Source organism: Providencia sp. PROV_01, assembly GCF_053098325.1.
The window spans coordinates 427,607-441,100 of record NZ_JBRFKD010000002.1; the positions used below are offsets into that span (position 1 = coordinate 427,607).

Annotated in this window: 10 protein-coding genes and 3 pseudogenes; 5 read left to right on the plus strand and 8 right to left on the minus strand. The window is 45.4% G+C overall.

Going from position 1 to position 13,494, the window contains the following annotated elements; translation table 11 throughout:
* Window positions 1-94: 94 nt before the first annotated feature.
* From sat2 to ACU696_RS02720, 5 genes and pseudogenes are all read left to right on the plus strand, one after another.
* A complete protein-coding gene (sat2, locus tag ACU696_RS02700) occupies window positions 95-619 on the plus strand; it encodes a streptothricin N-acetyltransferase Sat2 (protein WP_000704156.1) in 525 nt (174 codons plus the stop codon).
* A 68-nt stretch (window positions 620-687) separates the two neighbouring features.
* Complete coding sequence (locus ACU696_RS02705) at window positions 688-1,185, plus strand: hypothetical protein (protein ID WP_001444089.1); 498 nt, start codon at window positions 688-690, stop codon at window positions 1,183-1,185.
* 291 nt (window positions 1,186-1,476) lie between these two features.
* Window positions 1,477-1,617 (plus strand): hypothetical protein, encoded by a 141-nt coding sequence (locus ACU696_RS02710; RefSeq protein ID WP_425326962.1) that lies wholly within the window; start codon window positions 1,477-1,479, stop codon window positions 1,615-1,617.
* A gap of 409 nt (window positions 1,618-2,026) precedes the next feature.
* Window positions 2,027-2,404: a hypothetical protein gene (locus ACU696_RS02715; RefSeq protein ID WP_001271300.1), complete on the plus strand. Its 378-nt coding sequence runs from the start codon at window positions 2,027-2,029 to the stop codon at window positions 2,402-2,404.
* Between the two features lie 22 nt (window positions 2,405-2,426).
* Window positions 2,427-2,579 (plus strand): annotated as a pseudogene (locus tag ACU696_RS02720) (IS256 family transposase); the annotation flags it as partial.
* A 55-nt stretch (window positions 2,580-2,634) separates the two neighbouring features.
* Here ACU696_RS02720 and ACU696_RS02725 read toward each other — a convergent pair.
* From ACU696_RS02725 to glmS, 8 genes and pseudogenes are all read right to left on the minus strand, one after another.
* Window positions 2,635-3,975 (minus strand): annotated as a pseudogene (locus tag ACU696_RS02725) (Tn7-like element transposition protein TnsE); the annotation flags it as partial.
* Window positions 3,976-4,001: 26 nt separating this feature from the next.
* A protein-coding gene (locus tag ACU696_RS02730; RefSeq protein WP_087758690.1) for an IS3-like element ISSen4 family transposase occupies window positions 4,002-5,122 on the minus strand; the annotation gives its coding sequence in 2 pieces (ribosomal slippage) (window positions 4,002-4,864 and window positions 4,864-5,122; 1,122 coding nt in all).
* Between the two features lie 71 nt (window positions 5,123-5,193).
* A pseudogene (locus ACU696_RS02735) lies at window positions 5,194-5,364 on the minus strand (Tn7-like element transposition protein TnsE); the annotation flags it as partial.
* The gene (locus tag ACU696_RS02740; protein WP_001243518.1) at window positions 5,365-6,891 is read right to left on the minus strand and encodes a TnsD family Tn7-like transposition protein; all 1,527 of its coding nucleotides are present in this window, start codon (window positions 6,889-6,891) and stop codon (window positions 5,365-5,367) included.
* Between the two features lie 2 nt (window positions 6,892-6,893).
* Window positions 6,894-8,561, minus strand: a complete 1,668-nt coding sequence (locus ACU696_RS02745) for an AAA family ATPase (protein WP_001276994.1) — start codon at window positions 8,559-8,561, stop codon at window positions 6,894-6,896.
* A complete protein-coding gene (locus ACU696_RS02750) occupies window positions 8,558-10,666 on the minus strand; it encodes a DDE-type integrase/transposase/recombinase (protein ID WP_000267723.1) in 2,109 nt (702 codons plus the stop codon). Before ACU696_RS02750 ends, ACU696_RS02745 begins: the two co-directional genes overlap by 4 nt.
* Window positions 10,653-11,474 carry a TnsA endonuclease N-terminal domain-containing protein gene (locus ACU696_RS02755; protein WP_001029679.1) on the minus strand — a complete coding sequence of 274 codons (822 nt, stop codon included), beginning with the start codon at window positions 11,472-11,474 and terminating at the stop codon, window positions 10,653-10,655. Before ACU696_RS02755 ends, ACU696_RS02750 begins: the two co-directional genes overlap by 14 nt.
* Before the next feature lie 159 nt (window positions 11,475-11,633).
* Window positions 11,634-13,466 carry a glutamine--fructose-6-phosphate transaminase (isomerizing) gene (gene glmS, locus ACU696_RS02760; RefSeq protein ID WP_115166305.1) on the minus strand — a complete coding sequence of 611 codons (1,833 nt, stop codon included), beginning with the start codon at window positions 13,464-13,466 and terminating at the stop codon, window positions 11,634-11,636.
* Window positions 13,467-13,494 lie beyond the last annotated feature (28 nt).

Sequence of the window (13,494 nt, forward strand, 5' to 3'; positions counted from 1 at the left end):
CAAGTGGCAGCAACGGATTCGCAAACCTGTCACGCCTTTTGTACCAAAAGCCGCGCCAGGTTTGCGATCCGCTGTGCCAGGCGTTAGGCGTCATATGAAGATTTCGGTGATCCCTGAGCAGGTGGCGGAAACATTGGATGCTGAGAACCATTTCATTGTTCGTGAAGTGTTCGATGTGCACCTATCCGACCAAGGCTTTGAACTATCTACCAGAAGTGTGAGCCCCTACCGGAAGGATTACATCTCGGATGATGACTCTGATGAAGACTCTGCTTGCTATGGCGCATTCATCGACCAAGAGCTTGTCGGGAAGATTGAACTCAACTCAACATGGAACGATCTAGCCTCTATCGAACACATTGTTGTGTCGCACACGCACCGAGGCAAAGGAGTCGCGCACAGTCTCATCGAATTTGCGAAAAAGTGGGCACTAAGCAGACAGCTCCTTGGCATACGATTAGAGACACAAACGAACAATGTACCTGCCTGCAATTTGTACGCAAAATGTGGCTTTACTCTCGGCGGCATTGACCTGTTCACGTATAAAACTAGACCTCAAGTCTCGAACGAAACAGCGATGTACTGGTACTGGTTCTCGGGAGCACAGGATGACGCCTAACAATTCATTCAAGCCGACACCGCTTCGCGGCGCGGCTTAATTCAGGAGTTAGAGAGCTGGGGAAGACTATGCGCGATCTGTTGAAGGTGGTTCTAAGCCTCGTACTTGCGATGGCATCGGGGCAGGCACTTGCTGACCTGCCAATTGTTTTAGTGGATGAAGCTCGTCTTCCCTATGACTACTCCCCATCCAACTACGACATTTCTCCAAGCAACTACGACAACTCCATAAGCAATTACGACAATAGTCCATCAAATTACGACAACTCTGAGAGCAACTACGATAATAGTTCATCCAATTACGACAATAGTCGCAACGGAAATCGTAGGCTTATATATAGCGCAAATGGGTCTCGCACTTTCGCCGGCTACTACGTCATTGCCAACAATGGGACAACGAACTTCTTTTCCACATCTGGCAAAAGGATGTTCTACACCCCAAAAGGGGGGCGCGGCGTCTATGGCGGCAAAGATGGGAGCTTCTGCGGGGCATTGGTCGTCATAAATGGCCAATTTTCGCTTGCCCTGACAGATAACGGCCTGAAGATCATGTATCTAAGCAACTAGCCTGCTCTCTAATAAAATGTTAGGCCTCAACATCTAGTCGCAAGCTGAGGGGAACCACTAGTGTCATACGAACCTCCAAGAGACGGTTACACAAACGGGTACATTGTTGATGTCATGTATGACAATCGCCCAAGTAAGTATCCAGCTGTGTTCAGAACGTACGTCCGAATTCCAGACTATGTCGAACTAGATAACGCGGAGGAGCTGGCCGACGCAATCATTCGAGAGGTTGAGTTAAAGGAGGCATGGCTCACAAGGGTCTTGGGGAACTCAGCCGATCCTGACGCTTCTGTGGGCAAGTGGGACCGGCGCCTAGCGCAGTGCGGTGGTATTGATGAGATGTCAAGTGGGGTGCAGGCAACATACTTCAGTCCAAACGGTCAGCTGGTCGGCTTAGTGGCATACATTGATGCCGAATGGATGGATGAATAGCTCTGACGTTACGATTCAGGTGAGACAACCAGATGGGCATTGCGTACAAGCTCAGTTGCCACCGATGTGGCTACGAGTCTGATCTTCTTTACCTAGGCCAAGGTATGGCGATGCTTCCTGAGCAAATAGTCGGAACGTGCACATGCTGCGACAATCTAACGACGATTTCTATAAATGAAAGCTACGGAGTATGCTCACTTTGTGGGGCTAAGGATCGTGTGATATTTACAAGCTATCAGCATGAGGCAAGGCCAAGAAATCCCTGCTATCTAGAGAGAAGTTTCAAATATCAATGCCCAAGATGCCATGCCTTCAGTATGGAGCCTCCGGATCTACCGGAGATGCTTTGGGACTAATGCTCCGCTTTGCCTCGGGTATCCGTTCGACCTATGTTTAAGAGGAAACGCACGTGTCTGCCGCCAAAGCTCTTGCCTATGCACTTTGTGACAAGTTGGAAAGCAAAAAAGTTGATGAAGTCGTACGAAATCTTGTTTCTAGCGGCTGGAATATTAGGGAAGTGGCCTGGGAAGCTTCGTCCTTTGATCATGAAATGCCCTACTTTGACACGGGGCGGGACTTCGATATTGGATTTCCTGACACGCTGTCATCCAAGATTGAGTTTTTGACCGCGAATGGATCAATCGTCCAAGCACGTGCTCGCCTGCACTTCAAGCAGGCTCTAATTTTTGCCAAGGCGTCCAAACATGTCGCCGCGCTCAAGAACTCATTGGATTACTACTATGGATCGTCTGTAATCCCCCCTCAAAACCACGGAGGCTATTTGTAGAAAATTCCATTAATATGAACTCAAGGTGTTCCCTACGGACGAATCAGCGATGAAGGTGGTGTACCTGGCTATCCAGGCGGCGACCAAGAAATGGACGATGCCGATCCGCAACTGGAAGCCGGCCATGAACCGTTTTATGATCGAATTTGGTGACCGTTTAAATGGCCACCTTTAACTGACCGGCAAAAGCACTTACACAAAAGGGTTTACAGGCTCTTTCAGTCATTCCTTTAATGCGTAAATTGCTCTCTAACCACTCTCTCAGCCCACCCTTCCATATCCTCTCTCGATACTTGCAGCTCCCCCAACCCCTTTGGATGATTCACCCCTCTATGCCCGTCTTGTCCATATAATTGATCAAACAAACTATTTGGCCAATTCAATGAGCTCTTCACCACTCCACGCCGTATCTTTTCAAAATCATTCCGCCATGTTTCGCTATCAACGCCACTCAACACTTTGGTAGAAAGCATTTTCACCCCATCCGATGCATCCACCTCTAGCAATACAAATTCACTGCCATTACGTTGCACCCCAACGGCTTTAATCACTCTTGGTGAGCCATCTTTACACAGATGTAATCGGCTACGCCCAACTTTTGGCAAAACCAAGGTTTCTTCAAAAAGCACCCGACATGCAAATTTAGTTTTTAGAATTGAAAGTAGCTCATCAAAAGCAGCAAATCGATTAGCAAAAATAGAGTTGTAATTGGTTGCATCCTGCTTCCCACCCACATCTGCCGCTGCTAGGACACCACCTAAGTGTGGCTCATCAGTACTAACCAAATTACTATTTTCACTTGTTGTTGCTTCTTCTTTTTCTAAAATAGTTTGGCTACTTTTTCTTGCCCTGCGAGATTTTTCAATTCGACTAGGTCTACTAAAACTTATCCATGTCGGCTCAGCCTCTATGACTCGTGTGTCTGTGTCTATATTGGCTGTTTCCTCATCGTCCAACTGTAGATGCTCATCATCAACAACTGACTCTGTTGAAACCGCTATGTGCTGCGTACTACCATCACCTGCCTCCTTTTCCTGAAAAGAGGCATGGCTAATAGCTGTTGTGCTAGGAAGCATAGCGTTGATTTCTAAACCTACTATTTCCTCAACTAAATAATCCTTATCCTCGTTAGAAGAACGTCCTTTTACATGTAATTTCCAACCCTGCATGGGCGGAGGGTCAAAGCTAAAGCACCAGCTTTCAACGCCGTTCTTAATTTCTCTATTTTGTTGATAGTGCCTAAAAATACTTTCATACGAATCCATAACATCTTGATCCGAAAACAACCAAACCAAAAGCTGCACTACGGCCGACTGCTCTAACGCCCCTTTAGGAAACGATGAACTGGGTAAGATCCTTATCTCTAAATGATCTCGCTCAACCTCATACTGAACGTCGAACTCTTGCTGTAAAGCGGTACTGCTCAAACAGCTTCGACAGAAATAGGAGTTAATTAAAAATAATGACCGAGCTAGCTCTAACTGTGGGATGTGATAACGAGTCTTGCTATATGGTGTTTCAGCTTCGTAAATAAATGAACTCTGCGCTCCATCCTTGTTGCGTACGGATGACCTGCCCCCACGATTAGATACAACACTCAGTTAGTAACGTCGGAATCTTCATTCTCAGAACGACCCTTTCTCCAGCCCGCTGCAAATTCAGACGGTGTCTGATAATTCAGCGTGGAGTGCGGGCGGCATTCGTTATAATCCTGCCGCCAGTCATTAATAATTTTCCTGGCATGAACGATATCGCTGAACCAGTGCTCATTCAAACATTCATCGCGAAATCGTCCGTTAAAGCTCTCAATAAATCCGTTCTGCGTTGGCTTGCCCGGCTGGATTAAGCGCAACTCAACACCATGCTCAAAGGCCCATTGATCCAGTGCACGGCAAGTGAACTCCGGCCCCTGGTCAGTTCTTATCGTCGCCGGATAGCCTCGAAACAGTGCAATGCTGTCCAGAATACGCGTGACCTGAACGCCTGAAATCCCAAAGGCAACAGTGACCGTCAGGCATTCCTTTGTGAAATCATCGACGCAGGTAAGACACTTGATCCTGCGACCGGTGGAAAGTGCGTCCATGACGAAATCCATCGACCAGGTCAGATTGGGCGCCGCCGGACGGAGCAGCGGCAGACGTTCTGTTGCCAGCCCTTTACGACGTCTTCTGCGTTTTACGCCCAGGCCACTGAGGTGATAAAGCCGGTACACGCGCTTATGATTAACATGAAGCCCTTCACGGCGCAGCAACTGCCAAATACGACGGTAGCCAAAACGCCTGCGCTCCAGTGCCAGCTCAGTGATGCGCCCTGATAAATGCGCATCAGCAGCCGGACGGTGAGCCTCATAGCGGCAGGTCGACAGGGATAAACCTGTAAGCCTGCAGGCACGACGTTGCGACAGACCGGTCGCATCACACATCAACATCACGGCTTCCCGCTTCTGGTCTGTCGTCAGTACTTTCGCCCAAGAGCCACCTGAAGCGCCTCTTTATCCAGCATGGCTTCGGCAAGCAGCTTCTTGAGTCTGGTGTTCTCTTCCTCAAGCGACTTCAGGCGCTTAACTTCAGGCACCTCCATACCGCCATACTTCTTACGCCAGGTGTAAAACGTGGCATCGGAAATGGCATGCTTGCGGCAGAGTTCACGGGCGGGTACCCCAGCTTCGGCTTCGCGGAGAATACTGATGATCTGTTCGTCGGAAAAACGCTTCTTCATGGGGATGTCCTCATGTGGCTTATGAAGACATTACTAACATCGGGGTGTACTAATCAACGGGGAGCAGGTCAAACCACCTTAGCTCGACTTAATAAAGGCAAATGAGTAAATCGAGTCCATTTCCGTTCTTGCATTGGATTAAACCAAACAAAAATACGCCACTCCTTATGACCCGAGTTACGGAATAAATGACCAATATGTACAACCTGCACATTGTCATTAAATGTAGCTAGCCTAACCACTCACTCTTCCCCATAAACCATTTCCAAGAATCTTTGTGCTTCCTCAGTTATCCGCTCTTTAGATAACGTTGCACTTCTTAATAATCGCCAGCGCCTAAGCTCAACATCTTCCTGTTTAAGCTTAATAAAAGCTTGGCTAATCCGTCTAATTTGATAATCTTCCACACTCTCTGAGTAACGCTTTAAGCAAAGCGCTACCAAAGGCAGTTTCTGTAGATTTTTTGCAAGAGAGGTTCCGTTAGGAGTTTGCTTTAACAGCCAGCTCGATGTCGCTCTTGGGTGATCAAGGCTACTATCTAGACGCTTTATGATTCTTAATAGTTGTCGTACAGCAATTCGATCTCTTTGGTTCCAATCAACTCTAGGGGCGGGTGCCAGACGCTCTTGTTGATGCTGTTGATTCCAGTGAACTAGCCAATCCCTGTCATGTCGGTAAAGCCAAGCGTATAGCACCCCACCCTCTAAAGACTGTCTTGCCGCCTTAATTCCTTGGTATTTATGCACTAGTTGCTGCCAGTCTTTATGCTTAACAGATAAATCTTCAGAGTTAGGTTGCACAGACTGGCTAACAGGTCTTGTCGTTATAGAGTGCTCAGTAAGAGCACTTGCCTGCTGTAGCGCTTCTATAACCGTTAGTTTTGGCAATAAGGCTTGCCACACAATACTATGCTGTAAATAACTAAAGGCTTTTCTATGCTTACGGAATATACTTTTCAGCCAACACGTGTCCTTGTTCTCTGCCAACTTTAAATCCAGTTTCTCTAGTGCCTCATCACTAAAAGTCTGCCTCACTCTCTCCGCCACCAAGTCATGACGAATGTGCTTGCTTTTGGTTAGCCCTAGATCCTGCGCTAAGCGCTGATAAAACAGCGTCCACTGCTCAAGGCTTGGGGAAAGCTCTTGCGCTCGTGGAGCATCTAACAGAGGGGCTATATAAGCAGCTAGTGCTGTTAATTGAGATAGGGAGTCTTTGGGGTAGTCTGAAAGCAGCTCAGTATGACCCAAAGCCCAAAATTGATGTCGGTGATCATCTACAGCTCTATCAAAGAAGACTAAAGCACCGTGTTTTGGACAATATGGCAAAGCGGGCAAATACCAATCTCGTTGCCAAAAGGCTTCCCCATACCTATTTAGCTGAAGAGCAACGCAATCAGGGCAGTATCTAAAGCGGTTATCGCTCTTAACTCTAGAAGCAGCGACTCCTAGCATTAAATGCACCGCACCTTGCGCTTGGTACTCCATTAACCGAATAGCTTCGTCTCGGCGCTCCTTGCCTACAAACGGAGCATATAAAGGGAATAAGGTATGCTCATAAATAAGCTGCTGAACAGCGTAACGTCCTGTTTGATGTAGATGTCTTGCTATCACACCTAAATGCGAGGGCAGACCTAAGGTAGCGACCACCTTGCGGTTGCCATACACCTCATCCAACAGCTGCTTAGGACTAACAATCCCTTGATAAACGCCTGCCCGTGCAATAGTGCTATAAATCAGCTCATTCGAGTACGGAACAGGAAAGTTTCTCATGGCTAACCTGCTTGTTTAAATAAGCTCGCCATATCCACTATTACCCCTTTCCCTTTTAACCGTTCATGCATGGTTTTTTCAGGTTGGCGTTGTGAATAGATATAACGTAAATCCGTATCAGGCAAGCTATCCCAGTCGCTGGGCTTGACTACCTTTATAGCCGAAACCTTTTTACTCTTGGAGGGCTTTTCTAGTTCTGACACTACCGTTTCGCCTTCCATCAACCACTGCAAAACAAGAGGCAGTAACTTTTGTCTTGTCATCGTTGGATTCTGGCTAAACGCTTTTTTAATAGTGGGAATTAACAGGCTTGAATCGTAATCCTCTTTCAGCATCAGATATAAATGACGCTGATCTTCGGTATCTAACTCTTGAAGGGCTTTTTCTTCTGGTGTTTGTTCTTGTATCGCTGCGATATCTAGCTGAAGTTGGATTAACCGTTTATCAATCTCGGGAACGACTAGATCAGAATAACGAGCAATGCGTTCTGGGATACCCGAGCGTAATGCCTCTAGCATGGGGTGCACAGGCTTTAACTCATCTTGATACACTTGCCGCAATAAACCAGCGGTAATACGCTCATTGCCTAAAGCTAGCGCACGGAGCTGAGCGAGTACAAAAAGTTTTACTACAATGTCCATCACTCCTTGGCTTAGCTCATACCACACATCACGGACCTCATCCGATAACAGCGCATCTTTGCGTTGTAAAAGCTGTAATTGCCAAAGATTATCCGTAAAAGCGATCCACTCTTGATTGGGCTTTCCACGTTGCGTTTGTTGTATAGGATCCCAGAATATAGCTCCAAACCCTGCCCCTCTACGTGCAGACCGCAAATCAGCCTCAAAAATCTCTCGTGCTTTAGGGGTACCAATCAACATCACTGGTACGCCAATAATATTCACCATCGTCACAAAAAAGTTCAGCATCTCTTGAGATCCACCCGAACGAGAGCGGCTTAAATGCTGAATTTCATCAATAACCAACAACCCTAAAGCATGTGCATTGGCTATTTGCGACATCAAAGCCAACATGGTTTCTATACCATGACGTTTTAAGCCATAACGACGCTCATAGTTCGAGCCCAAGGCTCGATCCAACGCTCTGAAAAAATTCAAGCAGATTTCTTTTAGCGAACCATTATGCGAGCAGTCTATTTTCAAATACACCACCTGCTCTACATTGAGTTCACGATGGTAAATCACCTGAGGATACGTGGCTAGAATACGATGAAGAGAGGTCGTCTTCCCACTACCAGAACAACCAATTAACAATAAGCTTTGTGCCGTAGATCGTGCCTCCTCAAAGCGAAATGTCTCCAACTCTCCCGTTTGAACACGCTCATAACCATTTTGTAAATGCTTTTGTAAATCTCCTGTTTTAGGATTTCTGCCTACGTAGCCACCTCGAATCATGACCGAAATACGCTCACTTAGTAGCAAATGCGTACCTAATGGCTGAAAATAGTCATCTGGAATACGACAAATGGTATGAGCTCTGATAACACGGGACTTTTGCAAGTCAGAGGAAGTAAGCTGTAAAGAGGATTTCAGTGATGCAGCACTATTCACTGACTCTTGTAATGGTGGTAAGGCCTCGATAAAAGGATTATCACGATAAGCCTCTACCCCCGTATCACGATAAACTGCTTGAATCCGGGTAGCACTCATGACTCATCCTTTTCTGGTGGATCCTGAAATAATTCAGGCACGTATGTGGGTAGGCTGTAATCTTCTTGATCATCCGCTTCCACTGCGTTGAAAGGAATAACTTTAGCCTCATCACCTGAAGAGCTTGGCTTCAAATGCTCCGCACGTTTTTTACGCTCCGAGGTCACGGCTTCTTTTTTATTAGTTTTAATCTGCTTAATGCGTGTTGATTTGGGCTCAGTAGTACTGGGCGTTAACTTATTCGCTTTCTGAATGGTTTGCTGAATAAACGCCTCAAGCTCCCTGCGTTTAGTTAACTCATCCTGCTTCGCATTGGCTTTATTGTGTTTTTCTTGTGCTTGTATATCCCAAACCTCCCAAAATGAGAGACCTTTAAACTGCCGACTACGTTCCGTCAGATTACAGCGCCAAAATACACGGCTGCCAACTTGCGGAAACAAATAAATCGTATCAACCAGCACTGGGTCATAAGCCGCTTCTAAATGTTGAGGTCTAGCTATATCAGTGCTCCGCTGCAACCAACCCTCACGCAGAATCTCTGACCCCGAGTAATACAAACCCCACAAATTAACGCCAAATGAAGAAATAGAGACCTTTCGGCGAGGCAGTAACGCTACTCGCAACTGCTCTTGCTCCACAGCCCTTAAACTACCTGTACGATGCTGCATACCCCATTGCCATAGCTGGACAGGAATAGACGGTAAATCTGTAGGAAAATCAGCATCTCGATCGTATTTATCCATCACCAGATGGTTATTTCTGAATAAGATCGTACGCAAAATAATTTGTGTGAACTCAAATACCGACAGAGATGCATCTAACCTATAGTCTGTTTCACCATGGCTTTTGATCCGACTGCCCTCTACAATGCCAGGTGCAAAGGACTTAAACTCGGCTTGTAGTGTTCTAAAAGTGCTTTCCACTATGCCTTTAGCATCGCCACGTCTAGGTGGAGCACTTTCCACTCGCACATTAAAACTAGAAACTAAGGCTTCGACCTGATGACTCATTAATTCGCCACGGTCCGCTAGCAACACATCTGGCAAACCTACACACGGCCAGTCTGAGCTACTAATCTCAATATCATGCTGGGCACAAATGGCCGTTTTGTCAGAGCAAGCATTTACAAAAGCCTGCATCGCCACCACATAAGACGGATTTTCAAAGCCGATATAAAAGCCCGTGATCATCCGACTAAACACATCAATCACAATGTAAAGCGTTGGTCTTCCTATGATTTTTTGGCGATCATGATGATCCACTAAATAAATATCAGCAATCGTGGCATCAATCTCATAACGACTCCCAGGGCCTAACGCCTGAGAAGTGGCTGTACTACTTAAGGGTCGTACGTCTTTTTTATATACCCCTGCTTTAACTCTAGACTTTAAGCGCTGAGCTTTAGGGTATTCTCGATCATAAAAATAACGAAACTGACGTAGTGTTGGGTAATCCTCTTGGGGAATGCGAGGAAAATACTGAGCAAACAAGTCCACAAATCGTCTATAGGCAACGGTGGTCTTTGTACCTTTTTGATTTAACAGGTGCTTTTCTATGGTCAACCTAAAAAGGCGTTCAATCTCGGGCGTTACCTTGGTTCCTTCACCCTTACCATATTCTCTGGCTCGGCCAATCTTTGCTGTTCCTGTCGCTGAACGTCTTTCCCCTGGTGCACCGCTGTTTTTGTAGTCAGGAATTAATGCATTAGGCGTTTGACCACGCTGCCAGTAACGGCGTAACAACTTATAAACTGTAGCCTTAGTAACCTTATGTTCTTGGACCACATGCTCAACGAGTTCGCTTCTGACTTTAGGGTCGAAACGATCCTTACTATTAATAATAGGAAGAATTTTTCGATAATCCTCCTCGCGCTTCTGGAAGCTGACAGAATCTACAGACGGCTCTTCTAAATCAAGATGTACATAAGGGTCATCAGTTCTAACTAAGCGGCCTTCATCTAAATACTGCATTAGCAACAACTCAGCCCTAGCTTGTGGAACTCCTTTATCAGCGCTTATTTGCATCCAGACAACTTGGCCATCCTCTATAGCCAAAATGCGATACGGATCATTATCAAATAGCACAACCTCATTAATTTGCCACATAGCGCAACTCCTCCATATTCACTACTTGGCTAATACAGAGATCTGCACACTTATTTGCCCTGAAAGACTTATAAATATTGAACTTAATAAAACCATTTGCGGTTAAGGCTCGTATCTCACTCAATGTTTTGCCTAACTCCAAATCATAAGCAATATCAACCTGCTTACAGACATTGATAATGTTTTCATCTCCTTTTTCTTGCAGGATATGGGCCAATGGGGATAGTTGTGCTAAAAGCTCCGCAGAAACTTCTTCTGTTTTCACTGAATAAAGCCATTCAATATTTTCTTTTACTACGGGATTTATTTCTTTATCAGTAAAAATGAACCAAGGAATTTGCTTTTGCTGCCAATAGCGACGCTCTAGTTCTAGTTTTTCTAAGGTACGCTCGTCTTGTAAGGCTGCTGCAGGTTTGACTTGAATAGCAAACTGCTCAAAAGGACCATCTTTGCAGTCCACTAAAAAATCAGTAGACATAACCTGATCTACACCACGAATAACAGGATGCTTAATACCACTATCTATTGCAATCTGCCTGGTATCACTAGGTAATAAGGGGAACTGCTCGCGTATATCTAGCACGCTGCTCTCCCACTCAAGACTGAGAAAAACAGCAAGCTCTAAGTCAGATAGCAAATGATGGACTCGTCCCGTCTTATGAGAATAAATACGGTGGGAACGACCTGAAGAAGGAACTTCTTGTACTGTTAGCCATGGAATATAGTCTTTACCATGCCCTTGGCCACGCCCCTCTTTAATACGACGGGCAATTTGCACTTCAGAAAATGAAGAGTTTGCTTTAGCCATAACAAAAGTCCAGTATGCTTTTTCACAGCATAACTGGACTGATTTCAGTTTACAACTATTCTGTCTAGTTTAAGACTTTATTGTCATAGTTTAGATCTATTTTGTTCAGTTTAAGACTTTATTGTCCGCCCACAAGCCCTTTATTAATCAATTTATTGATTACTCAACTGTCACCGACTTCGCCAAGTTACGGGGTTGGTCTACGTCTGTACCTTTAATCAATGCAACGTGATAAGACAACAGTTGCAGAGGAACGGTGTAGAAAATAGGTGCGATGAGCTCTTCAACATGAGGCAGCGAAACAATTTTCATATTTTCACTGGCTTCAAAGCCCGCATCATGGTCAGCAAATACATACAGCAAACCACCACGCGCACGAACTTCCTCGATGTTTGATTTCAGTTTTTCTAACAATTCATTGTTAGGTGCAACGATGATAACAGGCATGTCAGCATCAATTAACGCTAATGGGCCGTGCTTTAATTCACCAGCGGCATACGCTTCCGCGTGAATATATGAAATTTCTTTTAATTTCAATGCCCCTTCAACGGCAATAGGGAACTGATCACCGCGGCCTAAGAACAACGCGTGGTGTTTATCTGAGAAATCTTCTGCTAATGCTTCGATAACTTTATCTTGCGATAACATGCTTTCAATACGCGCAGGCAATGCGTGTAGAGCGTGAGAAATGTTTTCTTCGAGCTCAGGGTTGGCGCCTTTCAAGCGGCCCATATACGCCACTAGCATCAGTAAGACAGTTAGCTGAGTAGTAAACGCTTTAGTGGATGCCACACCAATTTCAGCCCCTGCTTTGGTCATCAGGGCAAATTCAGATTCACGTACCAGTGAAGAGCCCGCAACGTTACACACTGCTAAAGAGGTCAAATAGCCTAATTCTTTAGATAAACGCAGGGCTGCGAGTGTATCTGCGGTTTCACCTGATTGAGACAGTGTTATCATTAAACTGTTTTTACGGTGTGCAGGGTTGCGATAACGATACTCAGAAGCAATTTCCACATCACAGGGAATACCGGCCAAAGACTCAAACCAATAACGAGCCACCATGCCAGCATTGTAAGATGTTCCGCAAGCTACGATTTGGATATGTTCAACTTGAGATAAAATTTCACTCGCACGAGGGCCTAATTCGCTTAAATCGATACCATTGTCTTTGCTAAAACGCCCTTCAAGGGTGTTTTTAATCGCCATCGGCTGTTCATAAATCTCTTTTTGCATGTAATGACGGTAAACGCCTTTATCGCCCGCATCATATTGAACGTTTGATTCAATTTGCTCGCGATCAATAGCTTCACCATTTTTATCAAAAATACGAACAGTACGACGAGTGACTTCGGCAACATCCCCTTCTTCAAGGTAAATAAAGCGACGAGTCACAGGCAACAATGCTAATTGGTCTGATGCTAAGAAGTTTTCACCCACACCTAAACCAATAACCAATGGGCTACCAGAACGTGCGGCAACTAATAATTCAGGAATACGACTATCCATAATTACCGTACCATAAGCACCGCGTAATTGTGGGATAACACGTTGAACCACTTCCACCAGCGAGCCCCCCTTTTGTTGTTCATGGTGAACAAGATGGGCAATCACTTCAGTGTCAGTTTCTGAACTAAAGACATAACCGAGTTTTTTCAGTTCATCTTTCAGTTCTAAATAGTTTTCAATAATGCCGTTATGAACAACAGCAATATAACCAGAGGTATGTGGGTGAGCATTACGTTCACTTGGAATACCATGAGTCGCCCAACGGGTATGTGCAATCCCCGTTCCACCCGATACTGGGTTTTTCTCCGCTTCTTCCGCTAACATTTGCACTTTGCCGACTTCACGTAAGCGTTGCAAATGACCTTCGTGATCAACTACAGCCATACCCGCTGAGTCATAACCACGATATTCAAGACGACGAAGACCTTCTAACAGAATTTCTGCAATATCACGTTGTGCAACAGCACCTACAATTCCACACATATTTTTTTGATTCCTAGACAAAAGGTTT

Excerpts from the sequence above, each read along its gene's own strand:
- sat2 (WP_000704156.1), top strand. The coding sequence starts at position 95 with ATGAAGATTTCGGTGATCCCTGAGCAGGTGGCGGAAACATTGGATGCT.
- ACU696_RS02755 (WP_001029679.1), bottom strand. The coding sequence starts at position 11,474 with ATGGCTAAAGCAAACTCTTCATTTTCTGAAGTGCAAATTGCCCGTCGT.
- ACU696_RS02750 (WP_000267723.1), bottom strand. The coding sequence starts at position 10,666 with ATGTGGCAAATTAATGAGGTTGTGCTATTTGATAATGATCCGTATCGC.
- ACU696_RS02705 (WP_001444089.1), top strand. The coding sequence starts at position 688 with ATGCGCGATCTGTTGAAGGTGGTTCTAAGCCTCGTACTTGCGATGGCA.
- glmS (WP_115166305.1), bottom strand. The coding sequence starts at position 13,466 with ATGTGTGGAATTGTAGGTGCTGTTGCACAACGTGATATTGCAGAAATT.
- ACU696_RS02740 (WP_001243518.1), bottom strand. The coding sequence starts at position 6,891 with ATGAGAAACTTTCCTGTTCCGTACTCGAATGAGCTGATTTATAGCACT.
- ACU696_RS02745 (WP_001276994.1), bottom strand. The coding sequence starts at position 8,561 with ATGAGTGCTACCCGGATTCAAGCAGTTTATCGTGATACGGGGGTAGAG.